General features: G+C 54.1%; 26 protein-coding genes. 17 read left to right on the top strand and 9 right to left on the bottom strand.

What is annotated here, in order from left to right; genetic code table 11:
- Positions 1–64 precede the first annotated feature (64 nt).
- From KTT_RS09145 to rpsI, 11 genes are all read left to right on the top strand, one after another.
- Entirely contained in the window at positions 65–721 is a 657-nt protein-coding gene (locus KTT_RS09145; RefSeq protein ID WP_126595686.1) for an adenylate kinase, read from the top strand.
- 249 nt (positions 722–970) lie between these two features.
- Positions 971–1,189: a translation initiation factor IF-1 gene (gene infA / locus KTT_RS09140; RefSeq protein ID WP_126595685.1), complete on the top strand. Its 219-nt coding sequence runs from the start codon at positions 971–973 to the stop codon at positions 1,187–1,189.
- A 279-nt stretch (positions 1,190–1,468) separates the two neighbouring features.
- Positions 1,469–1,585: a 50S ribosomal protein L36 gene (gene rpmJ / locus KTT_RS09135; protein WP_126549935.1), complete on the top strand. Its 117-nt coding sequence runs from the start codon at positions 1,469–1,471 to the stop codon at positions 1,583–1,585.
- 98 nt (positions 1,586–1,683) lie between these two features.
- On the top strand, positions 1,684–2,067 hold the full coding sequence (gene rpsM / locus KTT_RS09130) for a 30S ribosomal protein S13 (protein ID WP_126595684.1): 384 nt from the start codon (positions 1,684–1,686) through the stop codon (positions 2,065–2,067).
- Positions 2,068–2,088: 21 nt separating this feature from the next.
- Entirely contained in the window at positions 2,089–2,487 is a 399-nt protein-coding gene (gene rpsK / locus KTT_RS09125; protein ID WP_126595683.1) for a 30S ribosomal protein S11, read from the top strand.
- A gap of 35 nt (positions 2,488–2,522) precedes the next feature.
- The gene (rpsD, locus tag KTT_RS09120) at positions 2,523–3,149 is read left to right on the top strand and encodes a 30S ribosomal protein S4 (RefSeq protein ID WP_126595682.1); all 627 of its coding nucleotides are present in this window, start codon (positions 2,523–2,525) and stop codon (positions 3,147–3,149) included.
- A gap of 211 nt (positions 3,150–3,360) precedes the next feature.
- Positions 3,361–4,380 (top strand): DNA-directed RNA polymerase subunit alpha, encoded by a 1,020-nt coding sequence (locus KTT_RS09115; RefSeq protein WP_307720640.1) that lies wholly within the window; start codon positions 3,361–3,363, stop codon positions 4,378–4,380.
- 1 nt (position 4,381) lies between these two features.
- Positions 4,382–5,008, top strand: coding sequence for a bL17 family ribosomal protein (locus tag KTT_RS09110; protein ID WP_174844784.1), 627 nt, complete (start codon positions 4,382–4,384; stop codon positions 5,006–5,008).
- Between the two features lie 66 nt (positions 5,009–5,074).
- Positions 5,075–5,869 (top strand): tRNA pseudouridine(38-40) synthase TruA, encoded by a 795-nt coding sequence (gene truA / locus KTT_RS09105; protein WP_126595680.1) that lies wholly within the window; start codon positions 5,075–5,077, stop codon positions 5,867–5,869.
- On the top strand, positions 5,869–6,336 hold the full coding sequence (rplM, locus tag KTT_RS09100) for a 50S ribosomal protein L13 (RefSeq protein ID WP_174844801.1): 468 nt from the start codon (positions 5,869–5,871) through the stop codon (positions 6,334–6,336). The genes truA and rplM overlap by 1 nt, the downstream gene beginning before the upstream one ends.
- A gap of 54 nt (positions 6,337–6,390) precedes the next feature.
- Entirely contained in the window at positions 6,391–6,768 is a 378-nt protein-coding gene (rpsI, locus tag KTT_RS09095; protein ID WP_126599511.1) for a 30S ribosomal protein S9, read from the top strand.
- A 74-nt stretch (positions 6,769–6,842) separates the two neighbouring features.
- Here the strand turns inward: rpsI and KTT_RS09090 are convergent, their stop codons facing one another.
- Positions 6,843–7,778, bottom strand: a complete 936-nt coding sequence (locus tag KTT_RS09090; RefSeq protein WP_126595678.1) for a branched-chain amino acid transaminase — start codon at positions 7,776–7,778, stop codon at positions 6,843–6,845.
- 62 nt (positions 7,779–7,840) lie between these two features.
- On the bottom strand, positions 7,841–8,734 hold the full coding sequence (gene rocF, locus KTT_RS09085; RefSeq protein WP_174844783.1) for an arginase: 894 nt from the start codon (positions 8,732–8,734) through the stop codon (positions 7,841–7,843).
- A gap of 578 nt (positions 8,735–9,312) precedes the next feature.
- Here rocF and KTT_RS09080 point away from each other — a divergent pair.
- The gene (locus KTT_RS09080) at positions 9,313–10,566 is read left to right on the top strand and encodes a Glu/Leu/Phe/Val family dehydrogenase (protein WP_126595676.1); all 1,254 of its coding nucleotides are present in this window, start codon (positions 9,313–9,315) and stop codon (positions 10,564–10,566) included.
- A 171-nt stretch (positions 10,567–10,737) separates the two neighbouring features.
- Here KTT_RS09080 and recJ read toward each other — a convergent pair whose 3' ends face one another.
- The 6 genes from recJ to rpsF form a co-directional block, all read right to left on the bottom strand.
- The gene (gene recJ / locus KTT_RS09075; protein ID WP_160145757.1) at positions 10,738–12,579 is read right to left on the bottom strand and encodes a single-stranded-DNA-specific exonuclease RecJ; all 1,842 of its coding nucleotides are present in this window, start codon (positions 12,577–12,579) and stop codon (positions 10,738–10,740) included.
- Positions 12,580–12,596: 17 nt separating this feature from the next.
- Positions 12,597–13,835 (bottom strand): radical SAM family heme chaperone HemW, encoded by a 1,239-nt coding sequence (gene hemW, locus KTT_RS09070; protein ID WP_126595674.1) that lies wholly within the window; start codon positions 13,833–13,835, stop codon positions 12,597–12,599.
- 373 nt (positions 13,836–14,208) lie between these two features.
- Positions 14,209–15,699, bottom strand: coding sequence for a peptidylprolyl isomerase (locus tag KTT_RS09065; RefSeq protein ID WP_126595673.1), 1,491 nt, complete (start codon positions 15,697–15,699; stop codon positions 14,209–14,211).
- Positions 15,700–15,854: 155 nt separating this feature from the next.
- Positions 15,855–16,133 (bottom strand): 30S ribosomal protein S18, encoded by a 279-nt coding sequence (gene rpsR, locus KTT_RS09060; RefSeq protein ID WP_126549923.1) that lies wholly within the window; start codon positions 16,131–16,133, stop codon positions 15,855–15,857.
- A gap of 17 nt (positions 16,134–16,150) precedes the next feature.
- Positions 16,151–16,543, bottom strand: a complete 393-nt coding sequence (locus KTT_RS09055) for a single-stranded DNA-binding protein (protein ID WP_126595672.1) — start codon at positions 16,541–16,543, stop codon at positions 16,151–16,153.
- 113 nt (positions 16,544–16,656) lie between these two features.
- The gene (gene rpsF / locus KTT_RS09050; RefSeq protein ID WP_126595671.1) at positions 16,657–17,196 is read right to left on the bottom strand and encodes a 30S ribosomal protein S6; all 540 of its coding nucleotides are present in this window, start codon (positions 17,194–17,196) and stop codon (positions 16,657–16,659) included.
- A 570-nt stretch (positions 17,197–17,766) separates the two neighbouring features.
- Here rpsF and KTT_RS09045 point away from each other — a divergent pair.
- The 4 genes from KTT_RS09045 to KTT_RS09030 all read left to right on the top strand — a co-directional run bounded on the left by KTT_RS09045 (position 17,767) and on the right by KTT_RS09030 (position 21,407).
- Positions 17,767–19,485 (top strand): MptA/MptB family glycosyltransferase, encoded by a 1,719-nt coding sequence (locus KTT_RS09045; protein WP_126595670.1) that lies wholly within the window; start codon positions 17,767–17,769, stop codon positions 19,483–19,485.
- Between the two features lie 398 nt (positions 19,486–19,883).
- Positions 19,884–20,090 (top strand): 50S ribosomal protein L35, encoded by a 207-nt coding sequence (gene rpmI, locus KTT_RS09040; RefSeq protein WP_126595669.1) that lies wholly within the window; start codon positions 19,884–19,886, stop codon positions 20,088–20,090.
- 39 nt (positions 20,091–20,129) lie between these two features.
- Positions 20,130–20,489, top strand: coding sequence for a 50S ribosomal protein L20 (rplT, locus tag KTT_RS09035; protein ID WP_126595668.1), 360 nt, complete (start codon positions 20,130–20,132; stop codon positions 20,487–20,489).
- Between the two features lie 72 nt (positions 20,490–20,561).
- Positions 20,562–21,407, top strand: a complete 846-nt coding sequence (locus KTT_RS09030) for a TrmH family RNA methyltransferase (RefSeq protein WP_160145756.1) — start codon at positions 20,562–20,564, stop codon at positions 21,405–21,407.
- Positions 21,408–21,489: 82 nt separating this feature from the next.
- Here KTT_RS09030 and KTT_RS09025 read toward each other — a convergent pair whose 3' ends face one another.
- Entirely contained in the window at positions 21,490–23,706 is a 2,217-nt protein-coding gene (locus KTT_RS09025; protein WP_126595666.1) for a methyl-accepting chemotaxis protein, read from the bottom strand.
- A gap of 702 nt (positions 23,707–24,408) precedes the next feature.
- Between KTT_RS09025 and KTT_RS09020 the strand changes: the two genes are divergently transcribed.
- Positions 24,409–26,019 carry an acetyl-CoA carboxylase biotin carboxylase subunit gene (locus tag KTT_RS09020; RefSeq protein WP_218030861.1) on the top strand — a complete coding sequence of 537 codons (1,611 nt, stop codon included), beginning with the start codon at positions 24,409–24,411 and terminating at the stop codon, positions 26,017–26,019.
- Positions 26,020–26,118: the final 99 nt, after the last annotated feature.

Here is a 26,118-nt window from a genome sequence, read left to right as displayed (position 1 = left end):
GAGCATTTTCTCCTAGGGGGAAGTGCAGTGCTGCACTTCTTCGAATTTCCTGCGGAGGAAAATCGTGAATATTATCCTGATCGGTGCACAAGGGTCTGGAAAAGGGACGCAGGCGGAGCGCCTGGCTCACTCTCTGGGCATGCACCATGTTTCAAGTGGTGACCTGTTTCGTAAAGAGTCCGAAGCTGGCACAGAGTTTGGTAAACAGGCTCAAGCCTACTTCGATCGTGGTGAATTAGTTCCTGATGATTTAACAGTGGCTATGGTGTTGAAGCATATTTCAGCTGAGAAATATGCACGCGACGGAGTCCTCCTGGATGGTTTTCCTCGAACTATTGCACAGGCGAAAGCACTTGACCAAGGATTGTCACGTGTTGGTCGGTCTATAGATTGTAGCCTTTACCTGGAAGTGCCGCGTGAAGAGCTGCTTCACCGTCTTTCGGGTCGCTACATTTGCCGGGCCCATCAACATGTGTATAATATTGAAACGAATCCTCCCAAAAATCCGGGTGTCTGTGATCTGGATGGAAGTGAACTGTATCAACGAGCCGATGATAAAGGCGAGGCGATACAAAAACGGTTAGACACGTTCTTTAATGAAACCATTCGATTGCTAGATTATTATAAGCAGCAGCACAAATTGCAGACTGTGAATGGTAATCAAAGCATCGAGCAGGTATCACAAAGCCTTATTGATGCCGTTCAAGGTTGTCATAAGTAAAAAGAATTCTGGTATGACGGGGCCGGGAATGACCAAAAAGGGAATTCCCACTCGACACCTCAGAGAAAGTATGCTATAATTCGTAGTTGGCTGCAGCAGTAAATACTGCTGCCCTTTTGTACTTTCAAGTGCATTGAAAACTGCAGTATAATCCGCAAATGCTCGTGCAATGGCTGCTGTACGAGGCATCACTGCTACGCATATATGCAGGAATAGAGAATGTGGTCCCGCCGCTAGGGAAAGGATGTTATGCCAAAAAAGGATGAAATTGAGGTTGAGGGTAAAGTGTTGGAGTCCCTCCCCAATGCCATGTTTAAAGTAGAGATTGATGAAAACCACCAGGTTCTGGCTGTCCTATCGGGTCGTATGCGTATGAACTTCATACGTATCGTACCAGGTGATAAGGTTAGGATTGTGCTGTCCCCCTATGACCTGACACGAGGGCGCATAACATGGCGTGCGCGATGATGAAGCCTCTGGCTGGCTGGCGTGCGGAGCCGTCCGTTTGGCTCTGAGCACGTGCTCATCATTGTTCCTTTTCTCCTATCGGTATCTTTTCGGTACACTGGCCGGATAAGTAGGAAGCATGTTGTATCCGTTCAAGTGATTCTCTACTTCCGTCCGTCATTGCCTGGTTCATGGAACGAGTAAGCGAGCCTTGATGTGCTGTAGGTCTTGCGGCTCTGGTGATGGCTGGCAATGGGTAATCAATGTGAATTTTTATGTCAAATATGAGGAGAGGCAGACATGAAAGTAAGCGCCTCAGTTAAACCGCGCTGTGATAGCTGCAAAATCATTCGCCGCAAACGTGTGGTGATGGTTATCTGTAGCAAAGATCCAAAACATAAACAGAAACAGGGCTAAATCAGGGGTTTTAATTTTCGGCCCTGCCCGCGCCCACAGTCAGGTGGGTAGTGAGCGAATGGGCCCATAAAAATTGAAACGCAAAGCTGGAGGAAAAGATGGCAAGAATCGCCGGCGTAGACATTCCGCGAGAGAAGCGTGTGGAAATTTCGCTGTGCTATATCTATGGTATTGGGCTGACGACCAGTCGCAAGATCCTGGAGCGTACACGCATTAATCCAGATACACGGGTAAAGAACCTGACCGAAGAAGAAGTCAATCGTCTCCGTGAAGTTATTGACCGCGAACACAAAGTTGAAGGCGACCTGCGCCGTGAAGTTGATATGAATATCAAACGGCTGATCGAGATCAACTGCTATCGTGGTATGCGCCACCGTCGTAACCTGCCGGTGCGTGGGCAGCGCACACGTACAAACGCGCGCACACGCCGTGGTCCAAAACGTACGGTTGCTGGCAAGAAAAAAGCTGCAGCGAAGAAGTAACGCAGGAGAGAGATTGTAAAAATGGCAGACAAAAAGAAACCAACCGGCAAAATCAGGCGGCGTGAACGGAAATCAGTTCCCCGTGGGCAGGCTCATATTCAGGCAACATTCAACAATACGATTGTGACCCTCACCGACCCTAATGGGAACGTTCTTTCCTGGGGTAGCGCTGGTGGTCAGGGCTTCAAAGGCTCCCGTAAGAGCACTCCTTATGCTGCTCAGGTAACTGCGGAGACCGCAGCTCGTAAAGCGATGGAGCATGGCCTGCGACAGATTGATGTCTTTGTAAAAGGCCCGGGCTCTGGCCGTGAGGCTGCGATCCGCTCTTTGCAGTCGGCTGGCCTCTCAGTCACTTCAATTACAGATGTTACACCTATTCCGCACAACGGTTGCCGACCGCCCAAGCGTCGTCGTGTATAAGCAGCCGTAGTGATCGGTGAGGAGGATAGAACTAGATGGCACGTTATACCGGTCCCGTCTGCAAATTGTGCAGGCGTGAAGGGGTAAAACTTTTCTTAAAGGGCGACAAGTGCATGACCAAGTGCACATTGGAGCGCCGCAATACACGTCCTGGCCAGCATGGTGCCAGCCGCGCTCGTAAAGAGTCCGGATATGCCAAGCAGCTGCGCGAGAAGCAGCGCGTACGTCGCACATATGGGGTGCTGGAGCGCCAGTTTGTGAAACACTTCGGTGCAGCCGCAGGTCGCCCTGGTAAAACAAGCGAGAATCTGCTGCAGATTTTGGAGATGCGCCTGGATAACCTGGTTTATCGCCTTGGTCTGGCCGATTCGCGCGCCCAGGCTCGTCAGCTGGTGAACCATGGTCACTTCGCCGTCAATGGCCGCAAGACAGACATTCCATCTTTCATTGCCAAGCCAAACGACGTTATCACTGTCCGTGAGCGCAGCAAGGGCCTTGAGTACTTCAAAGCTCGCGCGTTGATGCTCGCTCAGAAGGGTGTTCCGAGCTGGTTGAGCTTGAACATTGATGAGCTGTCGGGCCGTGTGATTACCATACCCTCTCGAGCGGAACTTGAACTGCCCTTCGATGAGCAGATGGTGGTTGAGTATTATCAACGATAATAGGTTGAGTCGGCGGAGACTTCATGGCACACGCCCGCGCGCTTTACCTGCACGGTATCGGGCAAGCGGCCAGGCGTCGCCGGCATGTGTGTTAGAAGGGTTAGGTCCGCGCCTGGGTGATCCTGCAAGGGGTCGCATCAGGGCGAAGAACTCTTGGACTACCAGCGTTCTGGCCTCTGTCTCCCAGGCTATATAGGTCATGTGAGCATTTTTGAAGAACCTGGTAGAAAAAGAAAGGCAGGTTAGAACCTTGCTAGATATTGCACTACCTCGCATAAAAAGCACAAAAACACAGGGTAATTATGCGAGTTATGATATAGAGCCGTTAGAGGCTGGGTATGGTATGACCCTGGGTAATTCGTTGCGGCGTGTATTGCTGTCTTCATTGCCCGGCGCGGCTGTCACCTCTATTCGGATCGAGGGTGTGCAACACGAGTTCCAGGACGTCCCTAACGTGATGGAAGATGTGACCGATATTGTGTTGAATGTCAAACGTCTTCGCCTGCGCTCCTTCTCAGACCATCCCGTTTCGATGCGTCTGGAAGTGAGCGGCGAGCGTGAGGTGACGGCAGCCGATATCATCGCTCCTAGCACGGTAGAGATTGTTAATCCGGAATTGCATATTGCAACCCTCGACAATGACAATGCTCGCCTCGATATGGAGCTGGTCGTTGAGACCGGTAGAGGCTATGTTCCTGCCGACTCAAAAGAGGATCAGCCTATTGGGGTAATTCCAGTCGATGCAATCTACACGCCTGTGCAGAAGGTAAACTATACCGTCGAGCACACTCGTGTGGGGCAGATGACAAACTTCGATAAAATTGTTCTTGAAATTACGACGGATGGTACGATTACGCCCGATGAGGCGTTGCGTCAAAGTGCGGATATTCTGGTGCGGCATTTTACTCTGCTCGCCAATTATCGCGCTCAGGTACCTGAGACTGAACCGGTATCTTTGAGCAGCTTGCCCATCCCACAGAAGATCTATGATACTCCCATCGAGGAACTTGATCTCTCGGTGCGCGCTTACAACTGTTTGAAGCGTAGCAATATCACGAAGGTTGGTCAGGTCCTTTCGATGAACGAGGAAGATCTACTGGGTGTACGCAATTTCGGTGAGAAGAGTTTGCAGGAGCTGCGTGAGCGCCTACTTGCACGAAACTTCCTGCCTAATCCGCGCACGAGCACCGTCGGAGCCGATTTGGACGGCGATCACGAAATGGAGGAATAAGGTGAGGCACCGAATTGCCGGCAACCGGATGAATATGCCAGAGCCGCGTCGGCGGTCTGCACGTCGTAACTTGATGGCAGGTCTCATCCGTTATGACCGTATCCAGACCACCGAGGCACGCGCTCGCGCGATCCGTGGTGAAGCTGAAAAGTTGATTTCTGTGGCGGTGAAGGGGCGTGAAGAAGCCCGTAAGCACCTGGCCGCAGTGGTATCTAATGAAGATCAGGCGACCAGAGTCCTGGAGTTCGCTCGCAAGGGCCGTTTCTCATTGCAGCACAGCGTGGCTTCAAATGAGGAGCGTGCGCGGCAGCAGAAGGCTCCTTTAACCGATAAGGGTCGCAAATTTCAGGAAGACAAGCTGAAAGCACGCCGCGAAGAACTGCTGGCCATTTTCCCGAATGAGAATGAGGCTGAGAAAGCTTTGAAGGCTGCTTACGAGGCGATGGTGATTGAACTGCACGCCCGCCGTCAGATCTTGAGCTCCCTGCCCGATGAGCTGGTCGTCAAAAAGATGTTTGAAGAGCTGGCTCCTCGTTATCTCGGTCGTCCTGGTGGCTATACCCGTATTACGAAGTTGGGCCGCCGCAAAGGTGACGCCGCCGAAATCGCGCAGATCGCCCTGGTATAAAGAGGGATACAGGTAGCGCGGAACCGGGTTTGGCGCGTCTATCCCTGGAACATTGAACATTAACGTATGAACATTGCTTGTGGTATTGAGTATGATGGTACCGATTTCCGCGGTTTCCAGCGCCAGGCGGTGAACCATGGACCTACGGTGCAGGGGGCCCTGGAGAGCGCGATCTCTCGCGTCTCGGATGGGGCTTTCTCCGTGGTAAATGGGGCTGGCCGTACCGATGCTGGCGTGCATGCAAGTGGTCAGGTGATAACTTTCTCGACCCGGCTGCAACGTGAGCCCGCGGTATGGCTACGCGCGTTGAATGCCGTTTTACCCAATACGGTGGCGGTACGCTGGGTCCGTGTGATGCCGGAACGCTTCCATGCTCGCTTTAGCGCGGTGAGCCGTTCGTATCGCTATACGATCTGGAACGACCTTGCGCCGTCAGCTCTGCATGCCAGGTATAGCTACCATTGCTCTAAAGCGGTGGATGTTGACCTGATGAATCAGGCCTGCCAGGCGTTGCTGGGCGAGAAGGATTTCGGAGCCTTCGGGCATAGTCCCAATGTCTCGAATCCGCTCAAGCCGGGACCACATTCCTGTGTTCGTATGATGTTAGAGGCTCGTTGCACACGCCCAGAGGCGAACGAACTCATTTATTGCGATTTTACCGCTAACGCCTTTCTCACGGGGCAGGTTCGTAGAATGGTTGGCACGTTACTGCTGGTGGGACAGAAACGTCTCTGTCTGGAAGAATTTTTTGAAATTGTGCAACGTGCGGAGAAGACGCACCCTGGTTCAGCGGCCCCCTCTCATGGGCTGTGCCTGGTACGGGTTGATTATCCTGAGAAGTTTGGAGTAAACGAACGATGATGAAGACATATAGCGCCAAGGCCGCTGATCTGCAACCTAAATGGTATGTCATCGATGCCGAGGGGCAGGTGCTTGGTCGCCTGGCAACGCAGATCGCGCACATCTTGCGCGGTAAGCATAAACCTACTTTCACACCACACCTCAATAGCGGGGATTTTGTGATTGTGATCAATGCTGAGAAGATTGCGGTAAGCGGCAATCGCCTGGATCAAAAGGTCTACTACCGCCATACGCAGTATCCTGGCGGCTTGAAAAAGACTACCTTGCGTCAGACCCTGGAAGGCAAGCATCCAGAGCGCGCGCTTGAGCATGCCGTACGCGGCATGGTGATGCACAATCGCCTGGGCACTCGGGTGATGTCTCGCCTGAAGATCTATGCTGGCCCCACCCATCCACACGAGGCTCAGAAGCCTGCGATCTGGGAGGGTCCAGAGACGTTGTTGAAGCAGCTTACTGAGGCAAAGTAAAGAAGAGGAGAACCTACCTTGGCTGATACCCCTAAAGGTGAATACTTCTACGGTATGGGACGGCGCAAGACGGCTGTTGCTCGCGTGCGCCTCTTCCCAGGCGGCGATGGTAGCATCACCATCAATGGCAAAACTGCCCCTAATTACTTCGGGCAGCGTGATACACATCTGGCGGCAGTGGCTGCTCCCCTGCGTGCGTTGGATCTGAACAACAATGCTTATACCCTGACCGTTCGTGTGGTTGGTGGTGGCGCCAGCGGCCAGGCTGGTGCTATCCGTCATGGCCTGGCTCGCGCCCTGGTACGCTTGAATCCTGATTTCAAGCTGGCCCTGCGCCGCGCTGGCTACCTGACGCGTGACCCACGCATGAAGGAAAGAAAGAAACCTGGTTTGAAACGCGCTCGTAAGGCCCCACAGTATACGAAGCGTTAATATTCCAGTTGGAACAGAGCAAAAAGAAGTCCGGTCGACAACCATCGACCGGACTTCTTTTTGCTCTGTTCCAACTAGTTTTTTGCGGCGACTCCACTGTAGACGGGGGTGCACCAGTCGTGGTATTTGTTGTTGCGGCCACGGACGATGTCGAAGTAGAGGTCCTGGAGCTTCTGGCCCAGGGGACCGGTGGTGCCGTTGCCGACGGGATTGTGATCTACCTCGATGACCGGGGCGATCTGGGCGCCTGTTCCACAGAGGAAGATCTCGTCTGCGGTGTAGAGCTCTGTGCGGTCGATCTGGCGCTCGCGGACGTTGATGCCGAGCTCTTCTTTCGCCAGGTGCATGATAGTGTCACGGGTGATGCCGAGTAGAATATTCTCTGATGGAGCAGGCGTGATCAGCTCACCGTTCTGGAACAGGAAGATGTTTTCGGCGCTTCCTTCGGAGACGTGGCCTTCATGGTTGAGCATGATGGCTTCGTCGAAGCCGTTCTGGATGGCCTCCGTTTTAGCGAAGGCGGCGTTGACGTAGCTGCCGCAGATCTTGGCACGGGCCGGAATGGCGTTGTCGTCGATGCGACGCCACGATGAGACTCCACAGCGCAGGCCGCCGATCTCAACGTAGTTGCCCATTGGCTCAGAGGTGAGAATGTAATCGTCACTGAGTCCGTGCAGGCGTACACCGATGATCTCGTCGCTCTTATAGGCTACGGGACGCTGATAGACGTCCTGGCGTTGCTCGTTGCGTTTGACCAGTTCAACGCTGTGCTCGATCAACTGCTCAACCGTGTAGGGCAGGTTGATGCGCATGATCTTGCAGGAACGGTGCAGGCGCTCATAATGTTCGCGCAGGCGAAACAGGTAGACCTGCTGCTGCTCTTCATTCCAATAGCCACGAATGCCTTCAAACACCCCTGTGCCATAGGCAAAGCCGTGACTGCGTACAGAAATGAAGCCACGCTCAGCCGGGATGTACTCACCATTCATAAAGAGTATTTTTGCATCCATAATCATTGTGGATAAGCCGCACTGCTGCTACTTATCGTCTCCTCCTTGTTCCAAAGTGTGAGTTATAGAATTTTCTTGCCCAGCGCTGAAAGCGTGAGCTCTACGGCCAGCTGGGCCGTGGTGTTTTCACGGTCCAGGATGGAGTTCACTTCTACCACATCCATAGAGACCATGCGTTGACATTCGGCGATCATCTCCATGGCGAAATGGGCCTCGCGGTAGCTGAGCCCACCACGCACGGGCGTGCCGACGCCGGGCGCTTCGCGTGGGTCAAGCGAGTCCAGGTCCAGACTCAGATGGATGGGACCATTGTCCGCGCCCGCGATCTCAATGGCCTGCTGCATGACATAAGAGATGCCGCGGCGGTCGATGTCCGACATGGTAAAGACGTGGATGTTGTGCTCGCGGAGCAGCTTCTGCTCGCCTGTGTCCAGGTCTCGTGCGCCGATGATGACGATCTTGTTTTTATCAATTTTGGGTGACCAGCCACCGACGTTGACCAGGTTCTGGTCGCCGAGTCCGGCCAGCGCGGCCAGGATCATACCGTGGATATTGCCTGATGGCGTGGTCTCTTCCACATTGAAGTCAGCATGGGCATCGACCCAGATCACGCCAACGTTTTTATGCACACGGGCGACGCCACTGATCGATCCCAGGGCCATACTGTGGTCCCCACCTAGAATCAATGGGAACTCCTCAGCCTCGAGCGCATCGCTCACCGTGCCGGATAGCTCTTCTGCCAGTTTGGTAATGGGCTCCAGATATTTTAAACGAGGGTTGCCGGTTGGCTGATTCTCGGGTAAAGGTATGTTGATATTTCCGACGTCATTGACGCTGTGGCCAAGTCGTTGGAGCTGGTCGATCAGACCAGCGTAACGGATTGCTCGGGGACCGATATCGACCCCACGTCTATCTGCGCCCAGATCGATAGGGGCGCCAATTACACGGATACGCATAGGAAAAATTCACCTCTGTTCGCCATTGAACGTTGACGATACAGCTCGTCAATGAAATAACGTACATAACCCCTTCCTGTGACTGATGGTATGGAAGGTGTCCTTTTCTTTTCATTATATGCACTGCCACGGCGTTTGTCTACGGACCACCCGTTCGAACAGTTGAGCTTTCGCGTTCTCTCAATAAACATAAAATCTGCATCTATCCCTCAAAAAAGCATATGACATAGATGTCTATTGACTTGATCATATTTGAGGATTGGTGATATACTGAATGTCATATAGATCATATAGCGAGCCCGCCCAAAATGGGCGGGTTTTCCCATTGATACTATAAAAGCAGTCAGTCAGCCAGGCGTTGCCGTCTGGGAGGTCTGCAGACCTTCTAGAAGTATTCTATGCAGCATCGTATAAGCTGTGGCGGCCATGGAGGCCGCGTGTGCGCAACGTTGGTGGCTGTTTGCTAACACATGTAACTGTCCTGGAACTGAACATGTGGAAGTGGGAAGCAATGAAGCTTTTTCGTGCAGTGTAGCAGCCTGGCTCGAGAGGCCGGGTCCGAGGAGGTTCCTTTTATCATGGTTGTCGATGTTATTAGTCCTTATACCGTGGCCGTGGCTCAGTTCGATGAGGCTGCCGAGCGACTCGGCCTATCCCAATCAATGCGCAATGTGTTGCGCGCCCCCAAACGCGAACTTATCGTCAATTTTCCCGTGCGCCTGGATAACGGGGATGTGCAGATGTTTACAGGTTATCGCGTTCAGCATAACATCAATCGCGGACCGGCTAAGGGTGGTATTCGCTTTAGCCCCGAGGTCTCCCTCGATGAAGTGCGCGCTCTGGCGATGTGGATGACCTGGAAATGTGCGGTTGTGGATATCCCTTTCGGTGGCGCCAAGGGCGGCGTTATCTGTGATCCCCATCAAATGTCTCGCGGTGAACTCGAACGTATGAGCCGCCGTTATGCCACCGAGATCTCGATTCTGATGGGTCCCAATAGCGATATCCCTGCTCCCGATATGAATACCAATCCACAAGTTATGGCCTGGATGATGGATACCTATTCAATGCACCAGGGCTATTCGGTACCGGCGGCGATTACTGGTAAGCCTCTGGCTATTGGTGGTAGTGAGGGTCGCCTGGACGCGACTGCGCGTGGTGTGCAGGTGGTGGCATTGGCTGCGATGCGTCATCTGGATATGTCTCCCGAAAGTTGTTCTGTCGTCATCCAGGGGTTTGGCAATGTCGGCGGCATTACGGCACGTCTCTTACATGAGACGGGCTGCAAGATCGTTGGTTTAAGCGATATCAGTGGTGGCATTTATAATCCTCAAGGTATCGATGTTCCCATGGCGATGCGTTTCTCTCGTGAGCATGGCAGTTTGCGTGGCATGCCTGGGACTGAACCGGTCACCAATCGTGAATTATTAGAGCTTCCCTGCGATATCTTGATCCCGGCGGCCCTGGAGAATCAGCTGACCAAAGAGAATGCTGACCGCGTGCAGGCGCGCCTGGTCGTTGAAGCTGCCAATGGTCCTACCACCAATGAGGCCGATCGCATCTTGAACGATAACGGTGTGCTGATTGTACCGGATATTCTGGCCAATGCGGGCGGCGTTACTGTTAGCTACTTTGAATGGGTACAGGATCTGCAACATTTCTTCTGGTCTGAAAAAGAAATTAATCAACGCCTTGAAACGATTATGACGCGTTCTTTTAATGCTGTGCTTGAGAAATCAATCAACCAGGAAACAAATCTGCGCATGGGTGCCTACCTGCTGGCAGTCAGCCGTGTCGCGGAGGCAACCGAGTTGCGTGGCATTTATCCCTAGCATATGAGCAGCGCATTTTTTCTCTGCTTGAAAAATTGTGTCGCGTTTGAAACACGGAATATTCACTTGAATGATTTTTTTGTATGTCTGCTTTGCATACGTGATACTAAACGAAATCGGGGGACCAGCTATGGTCCTCCGATTTCGTTTAAGTCGAGGCGAGCTCGGCACCTATAGGGATGGTTGTACGTCGAGGATTTTGAGCCATGTTTCCGTTTTGTTGTCGTTTTCTGAGGCATTCAGGTGGAAGATGATGTTGACGGCGTGGACATTTTTGAAGCGTGGAAGTTCAGCCGCTCCCCGTGTATAGATGCCGTTCAGTATCCAGTCATGGCGTTGCTGATTCTCCGGTTGGGAGAAAGCGAGGCGAAATAGTAAGTTCTGACGGTTGGGACCACTGGTGCGTATCCCTAGCAGATTGACCTTTTCCATTTTGAAGATTGGCTCGGGATTGCCGGCGCCAAATGGTGCCAGTTCGCGCAGCTTTTCATAGGCTGCATAGTTCAGGAATCTGGATTGGGTGAGGGTCAGATCTATCATGCGTGGCATTAGCGCGGGCGCTGTTTCGCTGCTTTCTTGCTCGGTCACGATGCCGGTAGGATCTGGCAGGTCGGTGCCCTCGATCATGGCGGGTTTCTCCGCTGGGCCGCCGTTTTTCTTCCATTCCAGCAGGTGGCCACGCAGCAAGTCGATACGTTTACTGGCAATAGTGAAGCCAGCGGCCTGGGCGTGTCCTCCGTAACGTTCTAATTGAGATGCGAAGCCGCGCAGGGCCTCGATGATGTTAAAGCCTTTCTGGCTGCGGGCCGAGCCCCGGCTGAAACCGGTTTTCAGATCATTGCTCAGCACCAGGACCGGCTTGCTGAGCTCTTCGGCCAGCTTGCCCGCGACGAGGCCGATGATCCCTTCGTGCCAATCGTTGCCGTCAACCATGACGACTGCGTGATCAGGATTATTGGCGGCCTGCTCGCGCACATGGCGCATCAGCGTCTCGGTCTCTTGCTGGCGCTGCAGATTGAGTTGCCGCAGATCATCTGCGATCTGATCGGCCTCGGCGGGATCATCCGTTACCATCAGTTCAAAAGCGATGCTGGCCTCCTTCATACGACCGGCGGCGTTGATGCAGGGAGCAATCCCGAAGGCGATATCGCGCTCGCGTATCTTGCCTGGCTGCAGATTGGCATTGCGAATCAGGGCTCTCAGCCCTGGCTTGTCGGTCGTGTTCAGACGCTCTAAGCCCATACGTACATAGGTATGGTTCTCACCCAGCAAGGGAGCGATGTCCGCGACGGTTCCTATGGCAACGAGATCCAGCAATGCCTGTTCATCGTTCTCAGGGCGATTATAAGCCCGATAGAGGGCCTGTGTCAGCTTGAAGGCTATCCCTACCCCACAAAGGTAACGCTCGCCGTATTGGCTGTCTGGACGCCATGGATTGACCATGGCATAGGCCGTTGGAAGTTCGGCCGGTGGATGGTGATGGTCCGTGATAATGACATCGATCTCCAACTGATTGGCATATTTTACCTGCTCGACATCCGAGCTGGCGCAATCGGTGGTGATGATCAGCTGTGTGCCGCGTTCCTTCAGCATATCCAGAGCGGCCAGGTTCAGACCGCAGCCATCGCGCAGGCGGTTAGGAATATGATAGTCCAGGATGGCACCAGGCCGTTTTAACTGGCGCAGGGCGCGGTAGAGGAGCGCGGATGAGGTGACCCCATCGGCATCGTAATCGCCATAGACCGTGATATGCTCTTGCTGGTCGAGGGCCTGGCGGATGCGGGCCAGGGCGCGCGGCATGTCGATCAACGTCAAGGGATCACGGGTCTGCTGGTATGAGGCGCGGATGAAGGCGCTCATCTCGCTCACGGTTTTGAGCCCACGATTATATAGCAGTTGTGCCTGGACGGAGGTGATGCCAGCGGCCTCTGCGGCGCCAAAAATGCTGGCATCTAGTTGGTCCAGCCGGGGATAGACCTCCCAGGCGCTTGATAGCTGAGATGATGATTCCAAGTATCTATTCCTCTTGCTTAATCTGGCAGCAGGCGTACAAAGACCTCGTTGCCCAGGAGGCGTCCGCGCGCGCTCAGGCGCAGCCAGCCGTCCTCGTGTTCTAATAAGCCAGCCTCTTCTACAGGTTGCAGCCGATCACCGACGAAGCGTGAGAATGGGATGCCGAAACGCTCTTCAAAGGTCGGTAGATGTAGACCCATGGCGGTACGCAGGCCCAGGAATGCCGTTTCAGACATGGCCTGCTCCGGTCCCACTTTTTCACTTTCAACGGTTGGTAGGCGATGAGCCTTGATCATTTTGATATACTCGGTTGGCTCGCGTTCATTGGAGAAGCGGCGCCCCGCGAAGCTAGAGGCGGCTCCGGTCCCCATGCCGATGTATGGCAGATTCTGCCAGTAGGTCAGGTTGTGGCGGCTATGGTATCCAGGCAGCGACCAGTTGGAGATTTCATAGTTCACATAGCCTGCCTGCCTCAACAGCTCGTCCGCGTACTCATACATATCCGCGCATAGATCTTCGTCGCCCGGGATAATACTACCTTCATTCACCCAATCATGAAAAGGCGTTCCCTCTTCAACAATTAAAGAGTACAGTGAAAGATGCTCGGGGCGCAGCTCCAGCGCGCGTTTCAGTGTTTCTTGCCAGTGCTGCATGGTCTGGTCTGGTAGGCCAAACATAAAATCTATATTGATGGATGTGAAGCCGGCTGTGCGCGCGTGCTGGACCGCCTGGACGATCTCTTCGGGGGTGTGGATGCGTCCCAGGGTCTTGAGTAGTTGTGCATCAAAGCTCTGGGCGCCCATGCTCAGGCGGTTGATACCGGCTTTGCGTATGCCGATCAACTGCTCTTGATTGAGCGTACCCGGATTGGCCTCCATGGTAATTTCGGCGTTGTCATCAACGGCGAAGGATTGAAAACAGGCCTGGAGCAGACGCGTGATCTGGTCTACGGTGAGCAGACTGGGGGTACCGCCACCCAGGAAGATGGTGCGCGAGCGACGCCGGTGACCATTCTCATGCCGGGCCATGCTGCCCGCCATCTCGATCTCTTGTAGCAGTGCGCGCACATACGGTTCCCGGAGGGGAAGCCGGCCAGCAAACGTATTGAAGTCACAATAATGGCACCGCGTATGACAAAACGGTATATGGAGATAGAGAGAGGCCGTCTCCAGCAAGGCCTGAATCGGTTCCGTTGCCTGCAACAGCGATGATGGTAATTGAATTTTCGACCGGGTATCGGTTTCCATTAGTGTCATGGGTGCTGTTTATTTCCTTATCAATTGTGCGGTTGTGCGCCGCCGATGGCGGTTCTCATAAGAATAAGAAGTAAAAAGAATATACAGAGGTATATAAATTATACCCCTGGTGCCGCCTTCAAGCAACACCAGGGGAAGAAAATTTGTCTGCCCCACCGTGGGCGTACCCCATAGGCGTTAACTTAAGCAGGAGGTGCAGGAGGGCGGCTAGCCCTCCTGCCGGGGTGTGGGGTGTCCCCGCAAAACTTCTTTTTCTTTTTTTACGCGCCGCCGCAGGCGGCGCGAGAGGGAAATGGATGGGCGGGGACACCCCGCACCCCGGCAGGGAGGACCCTGCACCCCTAAGTTAAGGCTTCGGGGGGCTTGCCCCGGCTTAGCCCTGTGGGCTGGTGCCGGGAGCGCCACCTGGAACTCCACCAGGAGCGCCACCTGGGGCACCACCAGGAGTGCTCTGACTAGGAGGTGAAGCCGGGATCCAGGATGGCATGTTCGAGGCATCGAACAGCTTATTGGTATCCGGATCTGAGAGCTTTACTCCCTTAACCTTTTGGGACTCAATCCAATACTTTAAGGCGTTACCTTGTAATGCTTTCAGCTTGGCAGGATCGACCGCTCGTGAAGGATCGGCGCTTTCAAACTGCAAAACGTGGAAGGTGCCATTTTCGCTCAGTACGGGACTGAATTCGTTATTTGTACGCGCGGGATCCATCAGCCAGTTATCGACGGTTGCGGCGATATTGGAGCCGTCATCGAGCATGTACTGACCGGGAGCCAACCAGCCGAGCTCGCCACCTTTGGACTTGGTGTTGTTGTCCAGTGATTTCTGCGAGGCCAGTTTATGGAAGTCTGCGCCTCCCTTGAGCTGGTTGAGGATGGTGTTGGCATCCTTCGCGGTGGCCACAGTAATGGCGCGCGCATTGACCTGGCGCGTCGGTGAGGTGATTTGTGAGGCCAGGTAGCTCTGCATGTTATCGCGGCGTAGCTTGAGGGCCATCATCTGCTGGATATCGCCATCGCTGACGTTAGAGCTGCTCAAGAACTTGCTATAAGGGGTGTCGCTGGGCAGATTGGCCTTGAAATCGTTCATCGCTTTGGTCACCGCGCCGCTGCTTGGATTGATTTTGTTCTGGATATCGGTGCTTTGCTTGTTCAGCCAGTTGCGGATCACGATATCTTCCTGCAACCATTGTGCGCTGGTTGTGCCAACCTGTGACTGCGTAAAGAGCTGTTCCTGCAGCGTTTCCTGCTGCGAGAAACTATTGTACTGGGTGTCATACCCCTGCTTGATCTTGGTGTCAGTGGTCAGTTTTGCCTTGCCCGCATCCAACTGCTTCTGGAGGTCGGCGCGCTGATTTGAATTGGCCGGCAGTGCTTTGAGTTTGGTGGTCAGGTCATTGACGGTCTTTGTGTCTGCATCCACCGTTTTCTGCTCATTGACTGATTTAGTGTGGGCGTTGTCGGCCTGGGCACGCAAACCATTTTTCCCTTTCATCTGGTTCTCGCTCAATTGCCCATTGAGGGCGACGAGTTTATGATAATCGGATTGGGGGATGGATTCTTTGGGGATAGAGGGACCTTCGACCGAAGCAACCGGTTGATTGGGGATGATCACGTTCAGGTTGATCCAGTAGCCTACAAATACGACGATGACAAGTGCAACGATAAGACCAATAAATGACCAGATAGCCAATCGCTGTAACTGGGTTTTCTCTGTTTTTGTGAGATGGCCTCCCCAGCCAAAAATAAGAGGTTGACCGTCACGACGAGCCTCGACGTGCGCCGCCGTTTGTCTGGTATATGTTCTGGTTTGGGCAGAACGCGTTGGTCGCTTGTTAACAGGCCGACGCGCCGTTTGATTTTTCATCAAAACCTCCAACGTGGAAATCCCAGGCTTGTGCCATCGGGGAATGCTCTCCCATGTCGAGCCGGTCGGACCCCTGGAGGAGCGGGCGCAGAAGCGATGCTTCTCGTGTCCGCCCCTCCATATATCAGCGACAAGCCGGGAAGTAACAGTAGTTATTACATCCCACGCATATGTTCTGCAGTGTAGGGGAGCAAGGCCATAAAGCGGGCCTGCTTGATTGCAGTGCTCAAACCACGCTGATGCTTGGCGCAGGTGCCCGTTTTGCGGCGGGGCTCGATCTTTCCGCGATCGGAAATGTATCGCTTCATGAAGCGGCTTGCATCTTTGTAGTCGATCTCTCGTACGTGGTCGTGGCAAAATTGACAGATTTTGCGGCGAGATGAGCGCTCGCCACGCTCGCGTCGCTCACGACGTGGACCTGATGGTCTCTGCATCAGTCTTTCTCCTTCAATTAGAAGGGGTGATCATCCAGTTCTCCAAGGTCATCGGAGCCACCATAATCAGGACCTGCGTTACCAGGCTGCTGATTCTTTGGTGTAAGCATTTCCATGTCATTGATGATCACGTCGATGACTGTGCGCTGTACACCCTCTTTATCGGTATACTTGCGCTGCTCGAGGCGACCTTCGACATAGACTTTTTGCCCCTTTTTCAGGTAATTGCTACACGTCTCTGCCAGTTGGTTCCAGGCGACGATGTTAAACCAGTCGGTCTCACGCTCACCGCTGGGAGATTTGCTGCGGCGCGTCACCGCCAGCGAGAACTTCGTCACGGCGGTACCGTTCTGTGTGTAGTTCATTTCAGGGTCGCGTCCCAGATTCCCAATAAGCATAATCTTGTTCATGACTCAAAATCCTTTCGACGTGTGATACCACCCCTGTTTGACAGTATGGAGACAAATGAAAGCACCCAAACGTCTCTTTTTCTCATGCTTTGTTTGCCAGCAGGCTGGCGTAACTAGGCTTCGATATGCTCTTCGTTGCTCTCTGCGGCAGGTTCGGCAGCGGCGGTTTCCTCTGCTGGAGCCTCTTCAGTTGTTGCCTCAGTTGAAGCTGTGGTTGGAGCCTCTTCGGTTGTTGGCTCGGCTGAAGTTGCGGCTGGAGCCTCTTCAGTTGTTCCCTCGGCTGGAACCTCTTCGGTTGCCTCAGGAGCAGCTGCGGCGGCGGCGGCACGGGCCTCCCGCTCTTCACGCTCTCTCTGAACAGCTTTTGGATCGCGTTTGCGGACCATCTCGCGGAGAACAATCTCCGAAACTTTTAGAGTGCGCTCGATATCGCTCACGGTCTCAGGAGTCAGAACCATGTCAATGAAAACATAGAATCCATCGCGGTGGCGCTCAATAGGGTATGCCAGACGGCGACGCCCCCATTGATTAACCTTTACAATTTGACCGCCATGATTAGCGACGATCTGCTCGATACGATCCAGTACGGAACGTGTCTCCTCTTCGCTGGCTTCTGGACTGAAAATTACGCCAAGTTCGTAATCTCGACTCACGAAGCCACCTCCTTCCTGTGGGTATGCTGCTGGTCAGATCAACTCTGCCAGAGCAGGTGGAGCATCAACCCTGTGTTGATGCTAAACTCAGATGCCGCTGGTGTATAGGGTGTCTATAGTAATGCGGCCTCGTTATAAAATCGCCCCTTGATAACAATGGGCAGTAGTGATGCCTTCCGTTTCGATGGCAGGCTGAATGAGCATGCTTAACATATGGATGTGAAACAGACTCAGAGACCTGCGGAAGCCATCAATACCACGCATTATAGCACTGAACTCCATGGCTGACAATAGAGGTGTGGTAACACACAATGTTTACTTGTCTATCTTCCTATTCTTTCTATACTTCTGAAAATTGGAAAAGCGGAAAGTCTGTTTTGTTTCTCCAGCCATATGGTTCTTTATTGACAGGTTGTGCATAATGGCTCATACTAATGTTAGTATATACTCCGCGCAGAAGCATTGCCGCCAGCAACGAAGCGGCGGCGCGCAATCCCCAAGTGTTTGATGGCTCGTTCCATAATTAATGAGGAGTGCAGCCGATCCTTTTTATTCAAAGGAGCAGCTTTTATGTCTGCTATCGATACTTATGCTATCTATCCTGTGCGCGGTGGAGCTCTACGGAAGCAGAGAAGGGTGAGGCGCTCGACTTTGTTCATGCTCATCATATTAGGTGTGAGCCTGGAGATCGGTTACCTGGCGCTCTATCCCTGGCTGGCTGGTCGCGATGCACAGGTGGATCCGCTGCGCCAGGCGTGGGAGGGGACCCTTCCGCTGTTGGCGATGCTCTATCGGCGTCTGGATTGGTTCTCGTATGTGTCTGCTTTTTCCTGGCCCGCGTTCTTCTATGGTTACCTTTTTCCACTGCTATTGCTACTGGGTTTACTGCTGTTTGGACTCTGGCTGGCGGTTGCTGTCGGCAATCGCGCGGGTAGAATAATTCTGCAAAATGCCTCTCTTTATCTGCGGCCCATCTTTACGACCGTGTTTTTTCTCAGTGTTGTGCTGGGTATTACCATGGTCATTGCACCGATACATTTATATGAACTGACACGGAGCATGTTACAGGCTGGCCTTTATGGAAAAATGGTTGAAACTTATCATCTCAATCCATATATAGCTCATACTACTGTATTATCGCATGACGCACTACAGCTGCTTATTCAACAATTATCAACGGAGAGCAATCTAGCTGTGACGCCGGCTACTACTGGTCCGGTCTGGATGGATATCAGTATTCTTATCGCGCTGCTGGGAAATGCCGATCCCGTACGTATCATTCTTGGCTGGCGTCTGCTGGCGCTGGTCGCGCATCTATTAAATGTAAGTCTACTCTGGTCTCTTACCTCGGAGCAGAAACCGCTGCAGCGTATTTCTGCCACCCTGTTCTATGCCTGGAATCCATTGGTGCTCTTACTTGGTATCGCCTATGTGCATCCTGAGATCCTGACGATTACATTTATGTTGCTCGCCCTCTTGAGCTTGCAGCGTCGAGCCGTCCTGCTCGGCTGGGTCTTTGCGCTGCTGGCCTCCATGATCAGCCTGAGCAGCCTGGTATTGTTGCCGATCCTGTTCTTGTACGTCATACGTCGCGCATGGTTGTCCGGTTGTGCCGTATTGTTTCTCGCCTTCCTGGGTATGATTGGCATTACCGCGCTGGTCCTTTTTCTGGCCTATATCCCATACTGGCAGGACTGGGGGGTGACAGGGATTGTGAGTGGCATCCGAGATATCTTCTGGCAGAGGTATGCTATCAATTCAATCGACGCGGCCGTGCTGGGTATGCCCGTTCATCTGCCCCCTGCTATGCGCGGCTGGTTTCAGGCGCCCAACTGGTCGCTGGCGGCCCTGCTGATTATGTGTCTCTATGTGTTTGTCGCCATCTGGTTTACCGATACATTTGAGGCCCTGCTGCAATGGAGTGGAGGGTTACTCCTCTTATGGATCTTTCTACAGCCCATCTACTGGCCCTGGTACCTCATGCTGCCGCTTATCATCATCAGCATAACCAGCAGCCGCCGGGAGATTCTTGTTATGGTCCTGTTGCTGATGGGAGCCCTTGTATGCTACTACTTCTGGCAATGGTCCTGGGTATGGGAAGGTCAGGCCCTGATTACCATTGGTGCTCCATGCCTTATCTGGGGCTGGGCTATCTTCTTCTACGCCACCTGGCAGATGACCCACGGCGATCCGCCCATAGACGAGGATAGCCGGCCCCAGAAGCTGCAGCGTCCACCCTGGTTCTCGCGTCCCAACTGGACCTCGCGCCCCCTCCGCGCCCACCGCTAAGAAGCGGGCTCGCAGGGGGGCGCCAAAAGCGGGGTGCAGGGGCGGCAGCCCCTGACTGGGGGTACGGGGGCTGTGCCCCCGGCCTCCTTCCCTTTTTTCCTCTCGCGCCGCCGCAGGCGGCGCGAGTTAAAGGGGCTATGCCCCGCCAAAAAACATCCTCTTGCCTCAAGAGGATGGGTATGCTATAATGCATCCCGCATGCGGGGAAACTTTCTTGAAAAAGGCCACTCTTCGCCTTTGATAGAATTGCTGATAAGATTGAAGGGTTCAATCTCCATCTCCATCACTTGCTCCTGGTGAAAATGTGTACTCCATATCTGTACATCAGCAGGAAAGCTCATGGAAGAAAACAGAAAAATAAATTTTGCCCCGCGTTATAAAGAAAGAAAGAGCCAACCATGCCAAAGCAGAAGTTAAAGACCAACAAAGCCATGGCCAAGCGCGTCAAAGTGACCGCTGGTGGCAAAGTTATGCGCCGCAAGATCGCTCTCAACCACTTGCGCCGCAACAAATCCCCTCAGGCTATTCGTTCAATGGACAAAATGTTCGAGCTGAAGCCAGCCGATCTGCGTCGCATGAAGCGCCTGCTTCCCTACGCTTTCTAATTGTACAAGAACGAAATTCGAAAAGGATAAGGACAGAATATGCCAAGGGTAAAACGTGGAGTAACTTCCCACAAGAAACATAAAAAAATATTCCAGCTTGCGGAAGGACATCGTGGAACACGCCGCAATGTATTCCGCCCCGCTCATGAGTCGGTTATGCGCTCAATGGCGTACATGTATCGCGACCGCCGCAACCGCAAGCGCGACATGCGCCGCCTGTGGATCGTGCGTATCAATGCTGCTGCTCGCATGCATGGTATTAGCTATAGCCAGTTGATGCATGCCCTGCACGTCGCTCAGATTGATGTCGATCGCAAGATCCTGGCTGAGATGGCTGTTAATGATCTGGGTGCCTTCGGTACACTGGTGAAGACAGCACTGGACGCCGCTAAAGCGTAATAGCAATTCATACGAAGGACCCGCCTGTCAGTAGTGATATGGCGGGTCCTTTGTTGTTTGAGGATGCCTGCCATGACTCTGATTACCAGCCCCTCTAATCCACGTATCAGTAAACTGCAGACTCTGCATACGGCGCGGGGACGCAAAAAAAGCGGTTCCTTTCTGCTTGAGGGCCCCCACTTGCTTGAGACCCTGTTGGACGCGCAGTTGTGGCCATACGAGGTTTATTATCAGCCTGCGCTGTTACAGCGGACGCCGGAGGGTGCGGCCCTGCTTGAGCGCCTGCTCCGCGCTTCCTCCTCACATTTGATCGAGGTTAGTGAGCGTGTCATTGAGGCGCTCGGTGACGCCCAGACCTCTCAGGGCGTGGTCAGCGTTTTGCCTCTGGACGCGCTCGATCCAGTCAGCATTCAGCGGCGCCGCCGTTCTTCTGTTCGCCCCTGCCTCCTGATCCTGGATGATATCGCGGACCCTGGCAATATGGGCACGATCTTGCGGACCGCGCTGGCAGCGAATGTTGAGCGTGTCTTGCTGACCCCTCATTGCGTCGATTACTACAGCCCCAAGGTTGTGCGTTCGGCTGCCGGCGCCCACGTATCGCTGCCGGTTGAGGTCAATTTGAGCTGGGAAGCTATCGCGGACCGCGTGGCCAGACATTGTGGAGAGCCGCCCCGTGTGTTGCTGGCCGAGGCTGGTTGCGACCAGCTGTATTATATGCAGGACCTGGTCCATCCGTTCGCCTTAATAGTGGGAAATGAGGCACATGGACCCGGCCAGCAAGCCCATGAGCTATCTACCCTGTCGATTAGTATCCCCCTGGCCAACGAGGTTGAATCGTTGAATGTCGCCATGGCGACTGGCATCATCTTATACGAAGCGGTGCGCCAGCAGGCCATACAGTCTGGATCATCTCAGTGACAGCAAGATATGAGCCATCCCCAACTTCTGCAGAAGTTGGGGATGGCTCATATCTTGCTGCTATCTATAAGTTGTGCAAAGCCTACCATTCGGTGCCGCTTTTATCTATGGGTTTGTTGCTCTGCCACTCTTCCGACTGTGGCAGGCGGTCCCAGTTCTGACCCGAATTGGATGTTTCATGTGGACCCGGTAGAGCGCAACGATAATCATCGGACGAGTCAGGTGGCGCGAAATAGATGCCCGAGATAGCCGCGCCGCGCCGAGCATTGCGAGCAACGGGACGCAAGGTGGCGCTGACGGTGCGGAAGACGCCGCTGATGGTGAGTGGGCTTTCTGGCTCCTCGTCCTCCTCCCAATTGATGGTGGCGCTGGTGGTTGGGATCTGGTAGTTGTGTCCCTCGCGCAGCTTAAAGGCCTCAACAGAGGTACGGAGCTGACGTACCTGGCGCGCCAGCCGCTCAACATGTTGCGACGCATCCCTGGTATTGGCGCTGCTCTGCTGAGTGGTTTCAGCTACGTTTTCCATAATGTGGACCACCGTGGTTGAGGATTGGAGCTGTTGCGCCACCATCTGGTTGATCATCTCTATCTCTTTCGCCTGGTGTTCGATGGCGGTGAAGATGGACTGCAGCGCGACCCCTGTTTCCTGGGTGAGCTGACTGCCGCTGGTGGTCTCCTTTTCGGTATCCTGCATTGAGATCGCCAGCGTGCCGATCTCTTCGCGGATGCTGCGCACGATGCGGGTGATCAGGTGGGCCTGGTCCTTGGTACGTTCGGCCAGGCGGCGGATATCGGCGGCGACGGCCCCGAAGCCCTTGCCGTTTTCACCCGCCATCGCGGACTGGATAGCGGCGTCCAGGGCCAGCCGGTTGGTCTGGTGGGCGATGCTGGAGATAACCTCGATGACCTCGTCTATCTCGCGCGAATGGTCGCCCAGGGTGTGAACCTTGCTGGCGGTAATTTGCACATTGTTGTTGATACGCCCCATGCCATCCATGACCTGTTCGATTGCCTCGCGCCCCAGCTGAGTATCCTGGCGGGCGATGTTGGCGACGTCAAACAGGACACGTGTGCGTTCGGCGACATTGCGGCTGGAGGCCGCCACCTGCTCGATTTCGGCGCTGGCCCGTGCGATCTGTTGCAGCTGGTTATTGTCTGTCTCAACCAGTTGGGTCATGCAGTTCAGGATTTTTGAGGTTGAGCTGGCGACCTCGCCAGCCACCGATTTTACGCGTACCACCAGGCTGCCAAGAGCCTCGATCATATAGTTAAACGAGTCCGCCAGTATGCCCAGTTCACTATCATCGACCTCGGCCTGGACACATAGATTGCCGTCACCCACACTGCTGACCTCATTGATCAGCTTCTCAACCCGGGCCTGTAGCTTATCACGTTGCTCTTCCGCTTCCTGGATGAGTCGCACGATGTTGTCGAGCATTGTGTTCATCGATGCCGCTACCAGGTAGATTTCATCGCGGGCCGCGATGGTAGCGCGCGCTCGGGTATCGCCTTTAGCGATCCTACGCGTCATAAGCGCCAGTTGATGCAGGGGAATCGTGATCGAGCGATAGGCGAGGTAGCCGATGGCCGTGGTCAAGATGATGGTGCCAAAGAAGGCAATCAGGGTCAGAAAAATGATCTGGTGTGCCTGCGTCATACGCGTTGTCACGATGCGCATGCTGATCTTTTCCGCGATACCAATAACTTCGTCCCATTGATTTTCTAGCGGCATATAGTCAAGATTGGCTTTTGTAATCAGATCGCGCACCGTGGTAGCCGGCATCTTCTGATGGATCGCTTCCAAAATGCTCGCCTCATCTGCCTGGTAGGTGGGCCAGAGGATATGCAGGACCCGGTTTAGATCTTGTTGCTGTTTTACGGGGAGCATAGGGTCGAGGTGGCTATATTTCAGTATTCTCTGGGTCGACCACATCTTTGGCGCCGTCAATACTTCATAATTTTTTTGATAGTTATGCGCCTCGGTATCAAAAAGCTTGCTCGTTTGCTGAATCAACTGGATATTGGTCTCCACCTGAGCTTTATCTGCCTGCTGATGGCTTTGATATTGCTCCAGGTATGTAGTGATTAACAAGGCATTGAGATCGGGGAGATACGTGCCTGCCGTGGTGGCGGACTTGAATGCGCTTATATTTAGGCGAATGATCTCACCTCGTTCGGTCTGGCCCTTATAAAAGGTCAGGCCCAGCACGGAGATAATAATGCCGGGTATGACCGTGGTAAGCAAGAACGCCAGCAAGAGACGGCGGGCGATCGGCATTTTTGTTATCAATTTTAGCATTGGTACTTCGGCTCCTCCTCAGACACCAAACAAACCCCTCAACATATCCGCACGAAGCAACGCCTGCTAATGCCATCCATGATGATATAAAAATAAGAGTCATGAATGAATTGCAGTCAAAATTCAGTGTACTCGCGATTTCATTTTTACAAAATTTTCGTTACCCCCTAGCCTTTTCTTCCCAATCCAACCATGTGGCTGGAGACGTGCTATACTTTTGACAGAAAGCCGTGTATGTATTGGTATCACAGGGGCGCATTTGCGCGCCCCTGTGATACCAATACAAAAGACCAGTGCGGCCGCCCACGAGCTTTCGTACCTGAGATGAGCAGCAGTCTATTTTGAGGTGGTGCTGCAGGGGCACGAATGCGCCCCTGTGATACCAGTACAAAAGACCAGTGGGGGCGCCCACAAGCTTTTGCACCTGGGGTATATAGCAGTCTATTTTGAGGTGGTGCAACAGGGGCACGAATGCGCCCCTGTGATACCAGTACAAAAGACCAGTGGGGGCGCCCACGAGCTTTCGCACCTGGGATGAGCAGCAGTCTATTTTGAGGTGGTGCAACAGGGGCGCATTCGCGCCCCTGTTGCACCACCTCAAAAAAACCAGTGCGGCCGCGTAGGCGGACGCCCGTGCGGGGGCGCTCAAGCGCACCAGTAAAAAGTGTGTCTGACACATTATGAAGTCGAAGGAGCCTTCTTTTGGAGAACGTTGATATTTCTCGATGGCCATTTCAGAAAGTTTTGATCGCCAATCGCGGCGAGATCGCTCTGCGCGTGATACGGGCGTGCCGCGATCTGGGCCTGCAGAGCGTGGCTGTCTATAGTGACGCGGACCGCAATGCCCTGCATGTGCGTATGGCTGATGAGGCCTACCATATTGGTCCGGCGGTGGCGGCGCAGAGTTATTTAAATATTCCCAAATTAATTGAAGTCGCGCGGCGGTCCGGTGCCCAGGCGGTCCATCCTGGCTATGGTTTTCTGGCCGAGAACGCTAATTTTGTCGATGCCTGTCAGGAGGCAGGACTGATCTTTATCGGTCCTTCGGCGGCCGCCCAACGCGCGATGGGTGAGAAGACGGCCGCGAGGCGCGCGGCCAGGGCGGCCGGGGTCCCAATCGTGCCGGGTGCCATGACCGACGTGGCTGACGATCAGGAGATCATCAGCAAGGCCGAGGAATTAGGCTATCCTGTATTGCTCAAGGCGGCCGCGGGTGGCGGTGGTAAAGGTATCCGCCTGGTACGCGAGTCGCGTGACCTTTTACCCTCATTCCGTACGGCGCGTAGCGAGGCCCAGAGTGCCTTTGGTGATAGCCGGGTCTATATTGAGAAAGCGATTACGCCCGCGCGTCACATCGAGGTCCAGTTCATCGCGGATACCCATGGGAACGTGGTGCATCTGGGAGAGCGCGAGTGTAGCATCCAGCGACGGCATCAGAAGTTGATTGAAGAATCGCCATCACCGATCATGGATGAAGCGCTGCGAGCGCGCATGACCGAGGTTACCCTGAATCTGGTGCGCTCCATCCAGTATGTTAACGCCGGTACCGCCGAGTTCCTGGTGGGACCTGACCGCAACTTTTATTTCCTGGAGGTCAATGCGCGCATTCAGGTGGAGCATCCCGTCACCGAATGGTGCACCAGTGTCGACCTGGTGCAGGAGCAGATGCGTGTGGCGGCTGGTCTGCCGCTCTCGTTCAAGCAGGAGGATATCGTGCTGCGCGGGGCTGCGATTGAATGCCGCATTTCGGCTGAAGATCCTTCGAACCGCTTTCTGCCGGCAACCGGTACAGTACTGGGATTGCAGGAGCCTTCGGGCCCTGGCGTGCGCGTGGATAGCAGCCTGTATGCGGGGCTGCAGGTACCCCTCTTTTATGATCCTTTGCTGGCGAAGTTGATTGTGTGGGGACGTGATCGTGAGCAGGCGATCACGCGTCTGCGCCGGGCCCTGGATGAATATACCATCCTGGGTGTGCGTACAACGCTACCGTTCGTGCGCTGGCTGGTGGATCATCCGCGTTTTGCCAGCGCCGACTTCTCCACCGATTTTATCGCCGAAGAATGGGAAGGGCGGCAGAAGGTGGCCGACCTGCGCGTGCAGCCTGCATCAGCCGCCAGCGATGGACAGAACGGGTCCACGCCATCCCAGAGCGAGGAATTGTCGCTGGAACAGCTGGCGGCTGTAGTGGCCAGCTTGATGGCTCAAGAGCACCAGGAGAGAGAGCAGGCGCGCCGTCAGCCCGCCGCTCAGAGCGCCGCGTCCACCAGTCGTTGGAGAGATATCGCCCGGCGCGATGGTTTGCGCCGCATGTAGCTTTCTTACTCCCGTCACCCTGGGGGTGCGTGAGCGCCCCCGCACGCGCGTCCGCTGCGCAGCCGCGCTAATTTTTATATTGGTGTATGGGGGGCGCGC

Source organism: Dictyobacter aurantiacus (genome assembly GCF_003967515.1).
Classification (GTDB): Bacteria; Chloroflexota; Ktedonobacteria; order Ktedonobacterales; family Ktedonobacteraceae; genus Dictyobacter; species Dictyobacter aurantiacus.
This window is presented reverse-complemented; position numbering and strand designations above follow the sequence as displayed.